15 protein-coding genes and 4 tRNA genes are annotated in these 18,894 nt (G+C 62.9%); 5 read left to right on the forward strand and 14 right to left on the reverse strand.

From position 1 onward, the window contains the following. Positions 1 to 96 precede the first annotated feature (96 nt). The 5 genes from INS93_RS10310 to INS93_RS10330 all read right to left on the reverse strand — a co-directional run bounded on the left by INS93_RS10310 (position 97) and on the right by INS93_RS10330 (position 6,989). Entirely contained in the window at positions 97 to 3,165 is a 3,069-nt protein-coding gene (locus INS93_RS10310) for an efflux RND transporter permease subunit (protein ID WP_192981555.1), read from the reverse strand. Then, positions 3,162 to 4,184 (reverse strand): efflux RND transporter periplasmic adaptor subunit, encoded by a 1,023-nt coding sequence (locus tag INS93_RS10315; protein WP_160017728.1) that lies wholly within the window; start codon positions 4,182 to 4,184, stop codon positions 3,162 to 3,164. Before INS93_RS10315 ends, INS93_RS10310 begins: the two co-directional genes overlap by 4 nt. A 264-nt stretch (positions 4,185 to 4,448) precedes the next feature. Then, positions 4,449 to 5,243: an ABC transporter permease gene (locus INS93_RS10320; protein ID WP_160017727.1), complete on the reverse strand. Its 795-nt coding sequence runs from the start codon at positions 5,241 to 5,243 to the stop codon at positions 4,449 to 4,451. Then, positions 5,240 to 6,172, reverse strand: a complete 933-nt coding sequence (locus INS93_RS10325) for an ABC transporter ATP-binding protein (RefSeq protein WP_021490584.1) — start codon at positions 6,170 to 6,172, stop codon at positions 5,240 to 5,242. The genes INS93_RS10320 and INS93_RS10325 overlap by 4 nt, the downstream gene beginning before the upstream one ends. Positions 6,173 to 6,326: 154 nt before the next feature. Then, positions 6,327 to 6,989: a transglutaminase-like domain-containing protein gene (locus INS93_RS10330; RefSeq protein ID WP_079783481.1), complete on the reverse strand. Its 663-nt coding sequence runs from the start codon at positions 6,987 to 6,989 to the stop codon at positions 6,327 to 6,329. 140 nt (positions 6,990 to 7,129) lie between these two features. Between INS93_RS10330 and INS93_RS10335 the strand changes: the two genes are divergently transcribed. After that, a complete protein-coding gene (locus INS93_RS10335) occupies positions 7,130 to 9,577 on the forward strand; it encodes an acyl-CoA dehydrogenase (protein ID WP_192981558.1) in 2,448 nt (815 codons plus the stop codon). Positions 9,578 to 9,769: 192 nt separating this feature from the next. Next, on the forward strand, positions 9,770 to 10,177 hold the full coding sequence (locus INS93_RS10340; RefSeq protein ID WP_192981560.1) for a PA2817 family protein: 408 nt from the start codon (positions 9,770 to 9,772) through the stop codon (positions 10,175 to 10,177). 111 nt (positions 10,178 to 10,288) lie between these two features. Here INS93_RS10340 and INS93_RS10345 read toward each other — a convergent pair. From INS93_RS10345 to INS93_RS10360, 4 genes are all read right to left on the reverse strand, one after another. Continuing rightward, positions 10,289 to 10,364 (reverse strand) — tRNA-Gly (locus INS93_RS10345). A 14-nt stretch (positions 10,365 to 10,378) separates the two neighbouring features. Continuing rightward, positions 10,379 to 10,454, reverse strand: a tRNA-Glu gene (locus INS93_RS10350). A 45-nt stretch (positions 10,455 to 10,499) separates the two neighbouring features. Beyond that, positions 10,500 to 10,575, reverse strand: a tRNA-Gly gene (locus INS93_RS10355). A gap of 15 nt (positions 10,576 to 10,590) precedes the next feature. After that, positions 10,591 to 10,666: transfer RNA gene (locus INS93_RS10360), tRNA-Glu, on the reverse strand. A gap of 243 nt (positions 10,667 to 10,909) precedes the next feature. Between INS93_RS10360 and INS93_RS10365 the strand changes: the two genes are divergently transcribed. Both INS93_RS10365 and INS93_RS10370 read left to right on the forward strand, forming a co-directional pair. Further along, positions 10,910 to 11,653: a hypothetical protein gene (locus INS93_RS10365; protein ID WP_192981946.1), complete on the forward strand. Its 744-nt coding sequence runs from the start codon at positions 10,910 to 10,912 to the stop codon at positions 11,651 to 11,653. 53 nt (positions 11,654 to 11,706) lie between these two features. Continuing rightward, positions 11,707 to 12,369 (forward strand): glutathione S-transferase family protein, encoded by a 663-nt coding sequence (locus INS93_RS10370; protein WP_192981561.1) that lies wholly within the window; start codon positions 11,707 to 11,709, stop codon positions 12,367 to 12,369. A 126-nt stretch (positions 12,370 to 12,495) separates the two neighbouring features. Here INS93_RS10370 and INS93_RS10375 read toward each other — a convergent pair whose 3' ends face one another. Together INS93_RS10375 and INS93_RS10380 are read right to left on the reverse strand one after the other, a co-directional pair. Continuing rightward, entirely contained in the window at positions 12,496 to 12,978 is a 483-nt protein-coding gene (locus INS93_RS10375; protein WP_160017714.1) for a GAF domain-containing protein, read from the reverse strand. Beyond that, the gene (locus tag INS93_RS10380; protein ID WP_192981563.1) at positions 12,975 to 13,865 is read right to left on the reverse strand and encodes an ATP-binding protein; all 891 of its coding nucleotides are present in this window, start codon (positions 13,863 to 13,865) and stop codon (positions 12,975 to 12,977) included. Before INS93_RS10380 ends, INS93_RS10375 begins: the two co-directional genes overlap by 4 nt. Positions 13,866 to 13,975: 110 nt before the next feature. On the opposite strand from INS93_RS10380, the gene INS93_RS10385 reads away from it, so the two are divergent. After that, positions 13,976 to 16,297 (forward strand): response regulator, encoded by a 2,322-nt coding sequence (locus INS93_RS10385; RefSeq protein ID WP_192981565.1) that lies wholly within the window; start codon positions 13,976 to 13,978, stop codon positions 16,295 to 16,297. Here INS93_RS10385 and INS93_RS10390 read toward each other — a convergent pair. From INS93_RS10390 to pdxB, 3 genes are all read right to left on the reverse strand, one after another. Next, entirely contained in the window at positions 16,287 to 16,745 is a 459-nt protein-coding gene (locus INS93_RS10390) for a MarR family winged helix-turn-helix transcriptional regulator (RefSeq protein ID WP_192981568.1), read from the reverse strand. The two genes, INS93_RS10385 and INS93_RS10390, sit on opposite strands and share 11 nt — an antisense overlap. Continuing rightward, positions 16,742 to 17,227, reverse strand: coding sequence for a glutathione peroxidase (locus tag INS93_RS10395; RefSeq protein WP_021490593.1), 486 nt, complete (start codon positions 17,225 to 17,227; stop codon positions 16,742 to 16,744). The genes INS93_RS10390 and INS93_RS10395 overlap by 4 nt, the downstream gene beginning before the upstream one ends. A 387-nt stretch (positions 17,228 to 17,614) precedes the next feature. Then, positions 17,615 to 18,745 carry a 4-phosphoerythronate dehydrogenase PdxB gene (gene pdxB / locus INS93_RS10400; protein WP_192981571.1) on the reverse strand — a complete coding sequence of 377 codons (1,131 nt, stop codon included), beginning with the start codon at positions 18,743 to 18,745 and terminating at the stop codon, positions 17,615 to 17,617. Positions 18,746 to 18,894: the final 149 nt, after the last annotated feature.

Here is an 18,894-nt window from a genome sequence, read left to right on the forward strand (position 1 = left end):
CTTCGCGAGCGGAGCTCGCTCCTACAACAAAAATCAGTAGCCCAGTGAACTGTGAGAGGCCGCAAAAGCTCGCCGCTAAAGCGCCTCCTACAGGATTCAGACCGCCACCGGCTCGTCCTCGATCTTGCGCAGCGGCGCCCAGCGGCGCAGCAGCAGGTACAGCGTCGGAATAACGTAGAGGGTGAAGAAGGTGCCGACCAGCAATCCGCCGACGATCACCAGGCCGATCTGCTGACGGCTTTCCGCGCCGGCTCCGCTGGCGATGGCCAGCGGCAGCGAGCCGAGTACCATGGCGCCGGTGGTCATCAGGATCGGCCGCAGGCGCTGCACCGAGGCCTCGATCACCGCTTCACGTAGCGCCTTGCCCTCGCGCAGCAAGTGGTTGGCAAACTCGACGATGAGGATGCCGTGCTTGGTGATCAGGCCAATCAGGGTCACCAAACCAATCTGCGAGTAGATATTCCAGGTGCCGCCGAACAGCTTCAGCGCCAGCAAGGCGCCTGCCATCGACAGGGGCACGCTGAACAGGATGATCAACGGGTCACTGAAACTCTCGAACTGCGCCGCCAGCACCAGGAAGATGAACGCCAGTGCCAGGGCGAAGATCAGCAGGATGCCCGAGCTGGACTCCTTGAAGTCGCGCGAAGTGCCGGTGTAGTCGTATTGCGTCTCCGGTGGGAATACCTCACGGGCGGCGACTTCCAGATAATTGAGCGCCTCACCCAGGGTATATCCGGTGCCGACGTTGGCACTGATGGTCACCGCACGCAGCTGGTTGAAGTGATTGAGCTCGCGCGGCGCCACGGTCTCGCGCACCTCGATCAGGTTGGACAGTTGCACCATGCCGCCGTCGCGATCACGCACATAGACCCGATCCAGGTCCTGCGGGTTGCTGCGGTCGATATCCTGCAGTTGCACCATGACGTCGTACTGCTCGCCGTTCTGCTTGAAGCGGGTCACCTGGCGACTGCCGAACAGGCTTTCCAGGCTGCGCCCGATCACCGATACATCGGTGCCAACCGCCGTTGCCTGCTCACGGTTGACCGTGATCTTGAGCTGCGGCGAATTGAGTTTGAGATCGCTATCAAGCCCTTCCAGCCCCGGATAATCACGCATGCGCTCCATCAGCTGGTCGACATAGCCCTGCAGCTCGGCATATTCCATGGACGAGCGCACGACGAAGTTGATCGGCTGGTTACGCGCGCTCTGCCCCAGCGGCGGGCGGTTGACCGGCGTCACGCGCATGCCGGCGATGTCCTGCAACTGCGGCAACAACTCGTTGCGAATCTCGAACTGGGTACGCGAGCGGTCGCTCCAGTCCTCCAGCTTCATGAAGGAGATGCCCTGGGCCACGGTGGGGAAACCGGCGATCATCAGATAGCGATTGGTTTCCGGGATGCTCGCGTAAGCCGCCTCGACCTCGCGGCCGTAGCGCGCCGTGTAGTCGATGGTGGCGCCGTCCGGGCCATTGAATACCCCAACGATGGTGCCGGTGTCCTCGGTTGGCGCCAGCTCCGAGCGCAACCCGCCGAACAGCCAGGCGCACAGCACGAAGGCACCGAACAGCACACCCAGCACCAGCGGCCAGGCGCGCAGCGCACGATCCAGGCTGTGCTTGTAGTTGTAGGTAAGGCCGTTGAGGAAGCCTTCGATGAGGTTGTACACGCGTCCATGGCGCTGTTCGTGCTGATGCGCTCTGAGCATCACCGCGCACATCATCGGCGTCAGCGTCAACGCGACAAAACCCGAGACCAGCACGGCGCCGGCCAGGGTCCAGGCGAACTCGGTGAACAGCTTGCCGGTGGTGCCCTGCATGAAGCCGATAGGTGCGAATACCGCAGCCAGGGTCAGGGTCATGGCGATCACCGCGAAGGCGATCTCGCGACTGCCCTTGAAGGCAGCCTGCACTGGCTTCATCCCGGCCTCGATATGGCGATGGATGTTCTCCAGCATGACGATGGCGTCGTCCACCACCAGGCCGATGGCCAGAACCATGGCCAGCAGGGTCAGGGTGTTGATGGTGAAGCCCATCAGCGACATCAGGGCGAAGGCGCCGATCAACGAGACCGGGATGGTCACCAGCGGAATCAGCGTGGCACGCAGCGAACGCAGGAAGATGAAGATGATCAGGATGACCAGCGCCACCGCCTCCCAGATCGTTGTGAAAACGTTGTCGATGGAGGCGCGAATGAATTGCGAGTTGTCATTGGCCACGGTCATGTTCATGCCATCGGGCAGCAACGCCTGGACGTCGTCCCAGGCAGCCTCGAGGCCGTCGGAGATATCCAGCGGGTTGGCCGTGGCCTGCTTGACCAGGCCCAGGGTCACTGCAGGCAAACCGTTGAAGCGCACCACGGTGCGTTCGTCGCGCGGCCCCACTTCGGCGCGGCCAACATCGGACAGGCGCAGCAGGTAACCTTGCGAGTCGTCGAGGATCAGGTCGTTGAACTGCTCGGGAGTGCGCAGATCGGTTTCCGACAACACGCTGAACTCACGCTCGCGTGACTCGATGCGACCAGCCGGAATTTCCACGTTCTGCCGGCGCAACGCGGCCTCCACATCCTGCACGGTGAGGTTGTGTGCGGCGAGCTTTTCCGGGTCGAGCCAGATGCGCATGGAGAAGGTACGTGCGCCGCGCACCTGCACTTCCGATACGCCAGGAATGGTCTGCAGGCGGTCCTTGATCACCCTCTCGAGCAGGTCGGTGATCTCCATGGCGCTGTGCTGCTGACTGTGGAAAGCGATCCAGATCACCGGCTGAGCGTCGGCCTCGACCTTCTGCACGATGGGCTCGTCGACCTCGTCCGGCAGCAGGCTGCGTACCCGACCCAGGCGATCACGTACGTCGTTGGCGGCCTCATCAGCGCTGCGGCCGAGGCGGAACTGCGCAGTGATCTGGGTGTTTTCCGCGCGGCTGATGGAGGTAACGAAATCCAGGCCTTCGATACCCGAGAGCACGTCCTCCACCGGCTGCGCCACCTGCGACTCCATGATTTCCGGACTCGCGCCGGGATAGGTGACCTGCACGGTGACGATGGGCACGTCGATATTGGGGTATTCGCGCACGTTGAGGCGGTCGTAAGCCATCAGCCCCAGCAGCACCACGATCAGCGACAGAACGGTGGCGAATACCGGCCGGCGAATGCAGACGTCGGAGAGTGTCACGGCTGGCGCTCCCCGCTCTTGGTACGCACGGCCAGCCCCTCGCGCACACGCTGCCAACCGGCGCTGATGATGGTTTCGTCGCCCTGCAGGCCTTCACGCACTTCGACCAGCCCGTCGAAACGCTTACCCAGCGTCACCTCACGACGCTCGACCTTGCCATCGACCACCAGGTTGACCAGCAACTTGTCACCCTGCGGCATCACCGCTTCCTCGGGAATCACCCGCGCATTGGGCCGCTCTTCGAGAATCACCGAAACGCGAACGAACTGGCCCGGACGCAGGCGGCGGTCATCGTTGCCAATATGCGCGCGGATCGCCTGGCTGCGCCCGGCTTCGTCCAGACGTGGGTTGATGGCGAAGATTTCGCCGCGAAAGCGCTCGCCCGGATAGGTGTCGAGGGTGATTTCCACGGTCTGACCGAGGCGCACCTGGGCCACGGCCTTCTGCGGAATACGGAAGTCGACCTTGAGCGGGTCGAGCACTTCCAGATTGACGATGTTCTGCCCGGCACTGAGGTAATCACCAACACTGGCCTGGCGCAGGCCAAGCGTACCGTCATGCGGCGCCTTGATCTGGGTCTTGTCGAGCCGCGCCTGGGCCAGGGCCTGGCTGGCACGCGCGGCCTGCAGTTGGCTCTGTGCTTCGTCCAGCGCCTGGGCATTACTGGCACCGCGCTGGAACAGCATCTGCGCACGCTGGTGGTTTTTCTCGGCCAGATCAAGATTGGCACGCGCCTGGGCGAATTCGGCGCGGGCAATCGCATCATCGAGGCTGATCAGCAGGTCGCCAGCGGTCACCGCCTGGCCCTCGCGGAAATGCAGGGTGGCGAGGCGGCCTTCGACTTCCGGCCGAATCATCACCGACTCGTCGGAGCGCAGCGAACCGAAGGTGATCAGCTCGTCACGTACCTCCACCTGCCGCACTGAGACGACCTCGACCATTGGGCCGTCGGCTGCACTCACAGGCGCAACCAAGGTACCCAGCAACAACCATGGAAGAGCACGCAACAGCATGGTCATGATCAACCCCTTTTTTTCGGTAGAGGCGGAGTCTAACCGGCTGCTGCGTCACTGACAGATGCGCAAGTTATTTCGCTATGTTTTTTCGGTCGCCGCCACATTCTGTAGGAGCGGCTTTAGCCGTGAGCATTCAACCGTAGCCCGGATGAAATCCAGGGGGCACAGCAGCCATCCCCGGATTTCATCCGGGCTACACATTACCCTTCAGGCGCGGTTGCGCCGCGAGAACCACGGGTAAATCCGCTCCTACATGAGCGGCAAACGTCACTGACGCATGCCGCGGCCACTGACCAGCAAGCGGATGCACAGCGTGTAAAGCGCGGCCGTGGCCAGCAGCATGAAGCCGATGGCCACGCCGATACGGATATCGGACACCCCGAGAATGCCGTAGCGGAAGGCGTTGACCATGTGCAGGATGGGGTTGCCCAGCGATACCGTCTGCCAGAACGGCGGCAACAGGGTGATCGAGTAAAACACCCCGCCCAGGTAGGTCAGCGGTGTCAGCACAAAGGTCGGGATGATCGAAATGTCGTCGAAGTTGCGCGCATACACTGCGTTGACGAAGCCACCGAGGGAGAAGATGGTGGCCGTCAGCAGCACCACCAGCACGGTCACGCCCAGGTGATGCACCTGCAGGTGGGTGAAGAACAACGACAGCAGCGTGACGATGAAGCCCACCGCCAGCCCGCGCAGCACGCCACCGACAACGAAGCCGATGAGGATGGTGTGCGGTGACACCGGTGACACCAGCAACTCCTCGACGTTGCGCTGGAACTTGCTGCCGAAGAAGCTCGACACCACGTTGCCGTAGCTGTTGGTGATCACCGACATCATGATCAGCCCCGGCACGATGTACTCCATGTAGCTGAAGCCCCCCATGTCGCCGATCTGCCGGCCGATCAGGTTACCGAAGATCACGAAGTACAGGACCATGGTGATCGCCGGCGGTAGCAGGGTCTGCGGCCAGATACGCACGAACCGGCGGATTTCACGGTGAACGATGGTACGCAGGGCCACCAGGTTGGCGGCGAATTCGCTGTTGAGGTACTGAGAAGTCATTGCGCCACCTTGGCCAGGTTCTTTTCCACCAGGGAGACGAACAGCTCCTCGAGGCGATTGCTCTTGTTACGCAGGCTGAGCACCTCGACCTGCTGCTGCGCCAGTTGCTGGAACAGCGCGTTGAGGCCCTGGCTCTTCTCCACCTGCACTTCCAGGGTGTGGTGATCGACCAGGCGTGCCGGATAGCCTTGCAGCGTCGGCACTGAGCTGTAGGAATCCTTGAGGTCGAAGAGAAAGGTCTCCACGTGCAGCTTTTTCAGCAGATCCTTCATGCTGCTCAGCTCGACGATACGGCCGTGGTCGATGATGCCGATGTTGCGGCACAACTGCTCGGCCTCTTCCAGGTAGTGGGTGGTCAGGATGATGGTGGTGCCCTGCTTGTTCAGCTCGGTGAGGAAGCTCCACATCGAACGGCGTAGCTCGATATCCACCCCGGCGGTGGGCTCGTCGAGGATCAGCAGGCGTGGTTGGTGCACCAGTGCACGGGCGATCATCAGGCGACGCTTCATGCCGCCGGACAGCTCGCGTGAGGCCACGTCGCGCTTGTCCCACAGGCCGAGCTGAGTCAGGTACTGCTCGGCGCGTTCCTTGGCGATCGAACGCGGAATACCGTAGTAGCCGGCCTGGGTGACGACGATGTCGAACACCTTCTCGAACTGGTTGAAGTTGAACTCCTGCGGCACCACGCCCAGGCAGCGCTTGAGCGCGTAAGGTTCGCGGTCGAGGTCATGGCCGAACACGCTGACCGTGCCGCTGCTCTTGTTCACCAGCGTGGAGAGCACGCCGATGGTGGTGGATTTACCGGCGCCGTTGGGGCCGAGCAAGGCGAAGAAGTCCCCTTCGGCAACGTCCAGATCGATGCCGTGCAGGGCCTGGAAGCCGTTTCCGTAGGTCTTGGTCAACTGGCGAATGGTCAGGGCGGAGCTCATGAAGATGGGGTTTCCCGCGCGAGAGTGAGGTCGTTATAGATGAGGGCGAAGGCGCTCGATTGCAACTGCGTGTTTCGTCCGCTCATTGCTGGCATGCACCCTACCTACCCTGACGCGCGGAGAAAAGGCCGTCCTGCCGATCTTGATTATCGACTCAGTCGATAACACTGACCTCACGCTGCATGTCGCCACTCAGCTGCAACGCACCGGCCTCGAACAGGTGCGGATAACAGACGCGCAGATGCTCGAAGAACAGCTGCTCGGGCAGATCCTCGAACTGGCCGTGGTCATGCAGGTACTCCATGTACCGCTCGCCCTTGTCGTTGTAGGGGTGGAAGACGCTGTCATGCACGCCGTCGAATTCCAGCGGCGCTACCTTGAATACCCGGCACAGCGCCTCGTTGAACGCCGGCGTGGCCTTGACCCAGCGCCCGTTCAGATGGAGTTCGGTATAGCCGTGCATGGCGAACACCTCGCTGCGCAGCAGCTCCAGCAGACGCGGCGTGGACAGGTGATTGCGCACATCGGCCAGGCCGATACGCGCGGGAATGCCGCAATGCCGGGCGCAAGCAGCGAGCAGATTGGCCTTGGGTACGCAGTAGGACTCACCGCTCGCCAGCGCATGGCTGGCCTTCAATGTCTGCGCATCGAGACTGAAGGCATAGGGGTTGTAACGAATCTCGTCACGTACCGCGAGATATAGCGCCACAGCCTGACTGATCGGTTCTCGTGAGGCGCCACGCCAACGCTCGGCGAACTCGACTACCGCTGGGTGGTCACTGTCAATGAAGCGGCCGGGACGTAGACAGGTCTGCATAACGGGTACTCCTGAAGTTCGCTTCAGTCTAATCCCGTCGATTGCGCCACGCTGACGACGATCCGGCCAAGCTCACCGCCCCTGCCGCCAATTAGCGCTATGCTCGGGGCGTCGCCCGCTCGAATCATGGAGGAATGCACATGCTCGTCATCTGGTTGCTGGTTCTGCTGCTCGGGGTCACCTACCTGGCCCATAGCCGTACCGCCGCCCTACCTGCCCTCGGCATCACCGCAGCCTACCTGGTGGCCATGGCGTTGCTCAGCCCGGTACCGGGTTGGTTGCAATTGCTGCTGTGGATCGTCACCGGTGCCGTCGCCGCGTTCATCCTGCTCGGCGATCTACGCCGGCAACTGTTCACCCGCCCATTGTTCGCCTGGTTCCAGCGCGTGCTGCCGCCAATGTCGGAAACCGAACGCGACGCCATCGAAGCCGGCACCGTCTGGTGGGATGGCGAACTGTTCAGCGGCAAGCCGGACTGGGACAGGCTGCTGGCCTATCCCAAGGCCACGCTGAGCGAAGAAGAACAGGCATTCATCGACGGCCCCACCGAAGAGCTCTGCGCGATGATCAGCGACTGGCAGGTCGGCCAGCAGATGGATCTGCCGGAGAAAGCCTGGGAGCACATCAAGCAACACGGCTTCTTCGCCCTGATCATTCCCAAGGAATACGGCGGCAAGGGCTTTTCCGCCTATGCCCACTCGCAGGTGGCGATGAAACTGGCGACCCGCAGCGGCGACCTGGCCTCCACCGTGATGGTGCCCAACTCCCTCGGCCCGGCCGAACTGCTGCTGCATTACGGCACCGACGCCCAGCGCCAGCACTACCTGCCGCGCCTGGCGCGTGGCGAGGACATCCCCTGCTTCGCCCTCACCGGCCCGCTGGCCGGCTCCGACGCCGGCGCCATGCCGGACACCGGGATCATCTGCAAGGGCCAGTACAACGGCGAGGAAGTGATCGGTCTGCGCCTGAACTGGGAGAAGCGCTACATCACCCTCGGCCCGGTGGCCACCCTGCTCGGCCTGGCCTTCAAGGCCTACGACCCGGATCACCTGCTGGGCGACAAGGAAGACCTCGGTATCAGCCTGGCGCTGATTCCCACCGATACCCCCGGCGTGGAAATCGGCCGTCGCCACCTGCCACTGGGCGCAGCCTTCATGAACGGGCCGAACTCGGGCAAGGACGTGTTCATTCCGCTGGAGTACCTGATCGGTGGCCAGGAGTACCTCGGCAAGGGCTGGATGATGCTGATGAACTGCCTGTCGGTCGGTCGCTCCATCTCGCTGCCGGCGGTCGGCACCGGCGCGGCCAAGTTCACCAGCCTCGCCACCGGCCAGTACGCGCAACTGCGTGAGCAGTTCAACGTGCCGCTGGCTGCCTTCGAGGGCATCCAGGAAGCCCTGGCGCGCATCGGCGGTAACGCCTGGCTGATGGACAGCGCGCGCATCCTCACCGCCAACGCCGTCGACCTGGGCGAGAAACCCTCGGTGCTCTCGGCGATCCTCAAGTATCACCTGACCGAACGCGGCCGCGAGTGCATTGGCCACGCCATGGACGTGCATGGCGGCAAGGGCATCATCATGGGCCCGAACAACTACCTGGCCCGCTCCTGGCAGGGTGCGCCGATCTTCATCACCGTCGAGGGCGCCAACATCCTCTCGCGTAACCTGATGATCTTCGGCCAGGGCGCCATTCGCTGCCATCCCTACGTGCTCAAGGAAATGGCCCTGGCCGACCGCGAGGACAAGGACCAGGCACTGGCCGAGTTCGACTCACTGCTGATGAGCCATATCGGCTTCGCCGTCGGTAACGCCGCCAGCAGTTTCCTCTTGGGACTGACCCTGAACCGTCTGGGCCAGGTGCCCGGCGACGACCTCAGCCAGCCCTACTACCGCGCGCTCAACCGCCTGGCGGCGGCCTTCGCCCTGTGCGCCGACAGCAGCATGATGCTGCTCGGCGGCGACCTGAAGCGTCGCGAGCGCCTGTCCGCGCGCCTGGGCGACGTGCTCAGCCACCTCTACCTGGGTTCGGCCGCGCTCAAGCGCTACCACGACCTGGACTACCCGCAAGCGATTCGTCCGCTGTTGCGCTGGGCCATGGAGGAAAACCTCCATCATGCCGAGCAAGCGCTGGATGACCTGCTGAGCAACTTCCCCAACCGCCTGTTCGGTTGCCTGCTGAAAGTGCTGGTGTTCCCGCTGGGCCGCCGCCATCAAGGCCCCAGCGACGAACTGGACGCCGAAGTGGCCGCGATCATCGGTCGCCAGGCCGGCGACCCGGCCCTGGAGTCGGTACTGGAAGGCTGCTATCGCCCGCAGGCCGATCAGGATTCGGTTGGCGCCCTGCAGCATGCGCTGAACCTGGTGCAGGCCAGTCAGGATGCGCGCAAGCGCCTGCACCAGGCGCTCAAGGATGGCAGCCTGCAACCGGCGCCGGGTCAGGATGCCATCGAAGCGGCGATCGCTGCCGGCATCCTCGACGGCGAGCAGGGCCAACGCCTGCAAGCGGCCGAAGCGGCGCGTCGCCGGGTGATCGATGTCGACGACTTCGCCAAGGAAGAACTCAAGCTGAGCCGCGGCAAGGTGCGCTGAGTCGAACCGCTTGTGGGAGGGGCTTTAGCCGCGAGTTTCTTGCATCGCGGCTACGACTGCAGGGATGCAGGAGGTAGAGCGAAGCAGGATGCCCGAGCCGAAAGCCCCTCCCGCGAAAGCCAGCTATGCAGGACAGCGGGCGCCAGGAACTCTATACTCCTGCGCCCGTTTTACCCTTCAGGAACCTGCACCATGGCCAGCCATCTCGAACACCACCTCGCCCTGCTCAACCACCTGCGCGGCATTCTCGTCGCCCTGGGCGAAGCCGAGCAGGTGCTCGACGACAGCCATGCCCTGTTCCTCGAGCGCTACGACGAACTGCTCGCCGAACTGCCGAGCGACCCGGTATCCAGCCAGTACCTCGGTCAGGACCTGATCAGCCAGGTCTTCCACCGCTACCCGCAAATCGCCCACCTGGTGCCGCGCGACCTGCTGTGGTTCTTCGGCGGCGACTGCCTGCACTTCATGCCCGACGAGGAAATCGCCCTGTACCAGGCCCTCGACGAGCGCCGCTTCGAAGCCGAAGAGAACGACGAACCCTTCGACTGGAACCAGGAAAAGCAACTGCTGGCCATGCCCACCGATAGCTCCAAGCACTGATCTGCCGATAAACAAAAGGCCCGCACGGTAAACCGGCGGGCCTTTTGTTTTGTGCCTGTACAAACGACAGAAACGAAAACGCCGCTCGATTGAGCGGCGTTTTCGTTTATTTGGAGCGGGAAACGAGACTCGAACTCGCGACCCCGACCTTGGCAAGGTCGTGCTCTACCAACTGAGCTATTCCCGCGGTACAACTTGAAGTGGCGTCCCCTAGGGGACTCGAACCCCTGTTACCGCCGTGAAAGGGCGGTGTCCTAGGCCACTAGACGAAGGGGACCTGGAACTTCGTTTGAAATCCTGCCGAAGCAGCATTTCCAAATTTTGGAGCGGGAAACGAGACTCGAACTCGCGACCCCGACCTTGGCAAGGTCGTGCTCTACCAACTGAGCTATTCCCGCATTACAGCTTGAAAGTGGCGTCCCCTAGGGGACTCGAACCCCTGTTACCGCCGTGAAAGGGCGGTGTCCTAGGCCACTAGACGAAGGGGACACACCCCGGAACATCAAGCAACTTTCCGGCTTCCTTCGCTCTGTTTCTAGCATTGCGCTGGAAGTGGCGCGCATTCTATGGAGCCTTTCGAGGGTCGTCAACCTCTCTCTAAAAAATTTTTAAAATCAAAGACTTCAGCCCATAAATCGATATGCCACTAGGAGCCATGCAGCCAAGCCACTACACTCGGTCGAAAAGTCGATTCTCGAGAGGTCCCAAGCAGTGTCCGCACTCGTGATAACCATGCTGATCGTCGGCGGCATCGCCCTGCTGATGGTGATTGCCTACGTCAACCACGCCGTCGAGAACAGCAAGCTGGAGAAAGCGCGCCAGCGCGCTGATCTGCTCGACCGCATTCGTCGCTGCCAGGATATCTCCGAACGCATGCCTGGACAGCTGATGACACCGCAACTGAAGCTGCTGCTGAGCCAGTTGCAGCTGCAAGTCAGCGAACGCCTGCTACCGCTGGACAAGCACAACACCAAACTGCAGAACGATATCGACACCCTCAAGGCCCAGATCGCTCAGGGCGAATCCATCCCTGTGAAGAACCCACCACAACCCATCGCCAACGAAGCCAAGGCCAAGGATGTACGTTTCCTGCTGGAAAACCTGCACGCCCTGATCACCAGCTCGGCACAGGGTGGCCTGTTGCCCGCCAACGATGGCAAGCATTGGCTCAAGCAGATTCGTCAGATGCTGGTGCTTGTGCACATCGAGTTCTTCAGCACCCTGGGCCAGACGGCCATGCAGCAGAACCAACCTGGCCAGGCCCGCCTGGCCTTCGAACGCGGCGTGCAGTACCTGCGCAAGCAACCTGACCCGGCCCCTTATCAGACGCAGCTCAAGCGTTTCGAAGAGCAATTGGCGCGCGCCAATGCCATGGTGCTCAACAACAGCGCACCCACAGCGGATGAACCCAGCCAGTTGACCGAAGGTCTGAAGGACCTGGAAGACGACTGGAAGAAGAAGAACATCTACGACTGAGCAAACGACCGCCTTCGCTCAGTCAACCACGTTGACCGCCGATAGGAGCTGCAATGAGCCTGACCGTTTATGGGGCACCCCTGTCCCCCTTCGTCCGCAAACTCTGCCTGTGCCTGATCGAAAAGGGCCTGGATTACGAGCTCGAAGTGGTCATGCCCTTCGGCCAGCCGGACTGGTTTCGCGAGCTCAATCCGCTAGGCCGGATTCCCGCCTTTCGCGATGGTGACCTGAAGCTGGCGGACTCCAGCGTCATCTGCCAGTACCTGGAAGAGCGCTACCCTGAGCACATGCAGCTATATGGCGACGGTGCGGAGCAACGTGCCAAGGTACGCTGGCTGGAAAAATACGCGGACTACGAGTTGGCGCCGCTGTGTACCTTCACCGTGTTTCGCAACCGCGTGCTGAAAGCCACCATGGGCCAGCCATGCGATGAGGAAAAGGTGCAGCAGACGCTCAAGGACAAGCTGCCCAATCACTTCGACTATTTCGAGGCCACGCTGGGTGACGCGCCCTACTTCCTTGGCGAAAGACTGTCCATGGCCGACCTGGCGCTGGCCAGCCAACTGATCAACATGGAGCACGGCGGGGAAACCCTGGATGCCGGCCGCTGGCCGAACCTGCTGGCGCACTACGAGCGCATCAAGGCCCGCGCATCCACACAGCAACTGCTGCCGCGTGAACTGCGCACACTGGAGAAGATCGGCGCCAAGCGCTGAACACGCCTGCTTCGCAGGGTGCGCCGTGCGCACCTATTGCGAAATCAGCTTCGGCGACGTCTCAAGCCAGCGGTGCGCGCGGCGCACTCTACCGGATCGAGGCTCCGCGCATCGCCAAAGGCGTATTCAGCAGTCGCTGGCGGCCAGGAATATCGCTGCCAGCGCTTCGATACCGGCCTGATCCACCTCGGTGAACCGCCCCACCGACGGGCTGTCCAGATCCAGCACGCCGATCAGGCGCCCTTCCTTGACCAGAGGCACCACCAGCTCACTGTTCGATGCACTGTCGCAGGCAATGTGTCCCGGGAAGGCATGCACATCCTCGACTCGCTGCGTTTGCAGGCTGGCCGCTGCGGCGCCGCAGACACCACGACCGAAGGCGATGCGCACGCAGGCCACCTTGCCCTGGAACGGGCCGAGCACCAGTTCGCCATCCTTCACCAGATAAAGGCCGGCCCAGTTCAGGTCGGCCAACTCGTGAAACAGGAAGGCGGAAAACTGCGCAGCATTGGCGATGAAGTCGCGCTCGCCGCTAAGCAATGCCTGCAATTGTGCACTCAGCAGCGGGTAACCGTTGAGATCACCACCCGTCTGAGAAAGATCGATCATGCCTGTTGCTCCAGCAGTTGCAGCCCGACCCAGTGGCGGGCGAATTGATAGGCGCAGCGGCCATTGCGGTTACCGCGGCCCAGCGCCCAACGAATGGCGGCTTTCTCCAGCGCCTCGTCCCAGCTCCAGTCGAGCCCGACCTGACGCGCCTGCACGTCAACCCAGTGACGCACGACGAGCAGAAAGTGATCCTGGCTGAAGGGATAGAACGACAGCCACAAGCCAAAACGGTCGGACAGCGCGATCTTGTCCTCCACCGCCTCGTTGGGATGTAGCTCGCCGTCGACCCGCTTCCAGTTCTCGTTATCGCTCTGATGCTCGGGCACCAGATGCCGACGGTTGGAGGTGGCGTAAAGCAGCACGTTATCCGGCGCCTGCTCCAGCGAGCCGTCGAGCACGCTCTTGAGCACCCGGTAGTCGCCCTCGCCCGCTTCGAACGACAGATCGTCGCAGAACAGCACGAAACGCTGCGGCAACCCGGCCAGCAACTCCACCACACGCGGCAGGTCGGCCAGGTGATCGCGTTCGATTTCGATCAGACGCAGGCCGGCCTTGGCGTGTTCGGCGAGCAAGGCGCGCACCAGCGACGACTTTCCGGTACCGCGCGCCCCCCAGAGCAAGGCGTGGTTGGCCGGCATGCCGCTGACGAACTGACGGGTGTTACGCGCCAGTTGCTCGCGCTGGGCGTCCACACCCAGCAAGTCGCTCAGCGACAGGTCGAGGCTGACATCCAGCGGCATCAGGTAGCCACTGCGACCATCGCGCACCCAGCGCGCCGCCACACACTTGCTCCAGTCCACGTGCGGGCGCAGTGCGGGCAACAAGGGCTCGATGCGCTCCAGCACCTGCTCGGCGCGGGCAAGAAAATCCAGTAACCGGGAATCCACGATCTACTACTCCTTTTGCGCAGAACCGCACGTTGCAGGCTCTGCCAGTACAGGGTCGCTATCAGCTATGCTTTGCAGGCGCCCAGGGATCAGAGACCACGCACGCATTTATGGACATTTCGCTCACCAATCGCCTGTCGTTCAAACAGGCCGGCCTGACCGTCCTGGTGGCGTTTATCCTTGGTACGCTGCTGAGCGTCACCCAGGTGGCGGTCGATTATGCCAGCGAAGAGGCGTCCATCAACCGCGAGATTCGCGCGCTGCTGGAAATCAGCCACAACCCCGCCGCCCGCATCGCCTACAACATCGACGCAGAACTGGCGCAGGAGCTGGTCCTCGGCCTGTTGCGCTCACCCGCGGTGACCCGCGCCGAACTGATCGACAACAGCGGCCTGGCCCTGGCCAGCGTCAGCCGCCCACGTAGCGAAAGCCGTTATCGGGTATTCAGCGACAGCCTGTTCGGCGCTCAGCGGCAGTTCCAGGACCCGCTCCACGTCAGCCATGCGCCCAACGAAGCCCTGGGTTTTCTGCGCCTGGAAGTCGACACCTACGCCTTCGGCAGTCACTTTCTCAGACGTTCACTGCTGACTCTGCTCACCGGTTTCGCGCGCAGCCTGCTGCTGTCGCTGATTCTGCTGGTGCTGTTCTATTTCATGCTGACCAAGCCCCTGACCGGGGTGATTCGTGCACTCAGCGAACGTAACCCGCAAGACCCACAGCACCGCCCCGTGCCCTGCCCCAAGGGCCACGAGCGCGACGAGATCGGCACCCTGGTGGAGGTCACCAACCGCCAGCTGTCGAGCATCGCCCTGGAGATCGAGCAAAGGCGCAACGCCGAAGACCGCCTGACCCAGTACCTGAACGAACTGGAAAACATCGTCTCGGCGCGCACTGCCGAGCTCAAGGCCACCAACGCCCGCCTCAGCCAGTCCAACCGCGAACTGGAGGTGGCGCGCACCACCGCCCTGAACATGGCGCAGGCCCGCTCGGCCTTTCTGGCCAACATGAGCCATGAGATCCGCACGCCGCTCAACGGCCTGCTGGGCATGCTCGCATTGGCCCTGGACGGCCCGCTCAGCGCCGAACAGCGCCAGCAACTGGGCATCGCCCATGACTCTGGCAAGGTGCTGGTGGAACTGCTCAACGACATTCTCGACCTGTCCAAATTCGAAGCAGGCCAGCTCGAACTGGAGGAAATTCCCTTCGACCTCGGCGCCTTGGCCGAGGAAACCGCCAGCCTGCTGTCACAGAATGCCGCTAGCGCGGTAGAGCTGACCTGCCTGATCGATCCGGCACTGCCAACCCAGGTGCTGGGCGACCCGACACGGGTGCGCCAGATCGTCAGCAACCTGCTGTCCAATGCGCTCAAATTCACCCGTTTCGGCCGCGTCGACCTGATCGTCGCCTGCAGTCAGGAAGGCATCAGCATTCGCGTGCGCGACACCGGCATCGGCATCGCAGAAGATGCTCAAGCACGCATTTTCCAGCCCTTCGCCCAGGCCGAAGTGGGTATCACCCGTGAATACGGCGGCACCGGACTCGGCCTGGCGCTGACGCGACGCCTGTGCGAAGCGATGCAAGGCCAGCTGACGCTGCAGTCGAAAGAGGGCTTCGGCAGCGAGTTCTGCGCCCAACTGCCGCTGCCCGCCCATGCTCAAGCCAGCTCACAACCGTCACTACAAGGCCGCATCGTGGCCATGACACCGGCCAGTAGCGGCCTGCAGCAGATGCTCAGCAAGTGGCTGCCAACCTGGGGCCTGAGTTATCAGCGCCTGGATACCGATGCCAGCCTGCACGGTGTGGATGCCGACCTGTTGATCAGCGATTGCCCGGAATGCCTGCTAGGTATGCGCCCGGCGATCAGCACGCCGGTTCTGCTGGTCACCGCCTATGGCAACTTCTTGCCACACGAGCAGGCGCAGCGCCTCATGCCGCTACTGCAGATCGCCCGCCCGCTGGCGCGAAACGGCCTGCTGCAGGTGCTGCGGCATATCCTGCACAGCGAAGACGGCGACCTGCACAGCAGCGCCCAGGCGCAACCCGCGCGGGAAAGTACGGCGCGCGTGCTGCTGGTCGAAGACAACCCGGTCAACCAGATGGTCGCCAAAGGCATGCTGGCCAAGCTCGGCTATCAGGTGCTGGTCGCCGCACACGGCGCGGAAGCATTGGAGGTGCTGGAGCAGGAGCCAATCGACCTGATCCTGATGGACTGCAACATGCCGGTGATGGATGGCTACGAAGCCAGCCGACGCATCCGCAGCAATGGCCGCTGGCCGGAGTTGCCCATCGTCGCCCTGACCGCCAATGCGCTATCCGACGAGCGCGAGCGCTGCCGCGCTGCCGGCATGAACGATTACCTGGCCAAACCCTTCCGCCGTGAAGAGCTGGCAGTCATGCTCGACACCTGGCTGCCCGATGAGGTCAGTCGCTGAGCCGAGCCAGCAGTCGATCCAGGCTGCGCCGCAGCCCTTCCATTTCCAGCAGATCCTGATCGCCGAACTGGCAGAGCAACTGCGCCTTCAGTGGCAGGACCTGAGCCTGCACCGCCCTGCCAGCGTCGCTCAGGGCCAGATGCACCTCGCGTTCATCCGTCTGCGCGCGACTACGCTGCACCAGGCCCATCTGCTCCAGGCGCTTGAGCAGCGGCGTCAGGGTACCGGAGTCGAGCTGCAGGCGTTGCCCAAGCGCCTTGAGCGTCGGTTGCTCGGGCGCCCGCTCCTGCCACTCCCACAGCACCAGCATCGCCAGGTATTGCGGGTAGGTCAGGCCGAGTGCGTCGAGCATCGGCTTGTAGGCACGGATCACCGCACGCGAGGCGGCGTAGAGCTTGAAGCACAGCTGATTGTCCAGCTGCAGCCCGGCGGTATCGAAAGCGCTCATTTCAGCAGGGCTTCGATCTCACTGCTCAATTCTTCAGGCTTGGTGGTCGGGGCGAAGCGCTTGACCACCTTACCGTCCTCGCCAATCAGGAACTTGGTGAAGTTCCACTTGATCCCCTGACTGCCCAGCAGACCCGGTGCGCGCTTCTTCAACTGCACGAACAGCGGGTGAGCATCGCTGCCATTGACGTCGACCTTCTTGAACAGCGGGAAGCTGACGCCGAAGTTCAGCTCGCAGAACTCGGAGATCGCACCCTCGTCACCCGGCTCCTGCTTGCCAAACTGGTTGCAGGGGAAACCGAGCACCACCAGGCCCTTGTCCTTGTATTGCTGCCAGACGTTCTCCAGGCCCTTGTACTGCGGGGTGAAGCCACATTTGCTGGCGGTATTGACCACCAGCACAGCCTTGCCGCCGAAGTCGGCCAGAGTCTTCTGCTCGCCCTTGATGGTGGTGACCGGAATATCGAAAAGTGCGTTGCTCATGGGAAATCGTCCTGAATGGGCTTGAGGTGACGAACAAAGTAGCGAGCAATTAAATTGCATGCAATTTAATTAAGGCAAAATAACATATGCAGATATCGCACTATCCGTAGGTTAGTTAGCGGCGCCGAATGCCGGGCTTCCAAACGCAGATGAACCCAGCGCGCTCGGATGGCCGCCCCACGTAACTCACCGGGCGGTGTGTCGCGTTGCACCGATGGTGGGTTAGCGGCGCCGAGTGCCGAGCTTCCAGACGCAGATGAGCTCCGCGCGCTCGGATGGCCGCCCCACGTAACCCACCGGGCGATGGATCGCGTTGCGCCGATGGTGGGTTATGCCGCACCGGGCTTAGCAAACTGTTCTGCAAGCGTGACAGGCGGCTAACCCACCCTACGAAACGGTGGCGCCCAGGGCTCGTACCAGAGCAGCCAGCGGCGCTGAATCACCCTGAATACGCACGCGCAAGCCATCGATCTCGCGGCGCATGGGGTAATGCTTGCGCAGGCGGTCGAAGCCGGCGCGACGGGCATCGGCATCGCCGGCCAGGCTGCGGCGAAAGTCAGCATCGTCGCGGCGCGGGTCGTACACCGCGCGGCAGATGCTGGCCAGGGCCCAGGCCGGGTCTGCGCTGCCGTCGATGCTCAGCTCACTCAACCAGGGCGCCGGCAACAGATCGGCCAGACTCACCTGCTCGGCCACGCCCAGCGCCCGGCAGCAGGCCTGGTAGATCTGCGCCGTGCCACGCAGCTTGCCGTCCAGGCTATAGCCAGCGATATGCGGCGTTGCCAGTTGGCACAGGGCGGCCAACTCGACATCGGCCAGCGGCTCGCCTTCCCAGACATCCAGCACCACCTTCAGATCAGGCCGCTGCGGCAGCAGGCTGCGCAGCGCGGCGTTGTCCACCACAGCACCACGGCTGGCGTTGATCAACCAGGTTCCTGGCTTCAATGCCGCCAGGCGAGTCGCACCGAACAGATGCCGCGTCGAAGCGTCCAGCGGCGTGTGCAGGCTGATCACATCGCACTCGTCGATGATCTGCTCCAGGCTGACGAAGTCGCCGCCCTCGGCGGCCTGACGCGGCGGGTCGCACACGCGCACCTGCCAGCCCAGCCCCTGCAACAGAGTGACCAGACGCCCGCCGACCTGCCCCGCACCAACCACACCGTAAACGCACGCCGCCGGGTCTACGCCCTCGCGCTCGGCCAGGGTCAGCACGCTGCCCAGCACGTAATCCACCACGCCACGAGCATTGCAACCGGGGGCACTGCTCCAGGCGATGCCGGCTTCGGCGAAGTAATCGAGATCCAGGTGGTCGGTGCCGATGGTGCAAGTGCCGACGAAACGCACCCGGCTGCCTTCGAGCAAGGCGCGGTTCACTTGCGTCACCGAGCGCACCAGCAGCAGGTCGGCATCACGCACATCGGCCGCGGTGATGCCGCGACCAGGCAAGCGGCGAATGCTGCCGAACGCAGCGAAGAACTCATCGAGCAGGGGAATGTTCTCGTCGGCGACTATGTGCATGGCAGGCTCCATCGGGAAGGCCGCCATTCTAAGTCAGCCGACACCTCAGCGTCGCCTCGAGAGCCGCCAGACAGAGGCACAGATCGCGCTTTCCTGACCGATACGTCAAGGCGTAGACTACGCGGTTTCCTGCCATCCCGAAGAGTCGA

The organism is Pseudomonas sp. EggHat1 (assembly GCF_014892995.1).
Classification (GTDB): Bacteria; Pseudomonadota; Gammaproteobacteria; order Pseudomonadales; family Pseudomonadaceae; genus Aquipseudomonas; species Aquipseudomonas chaetocerotis.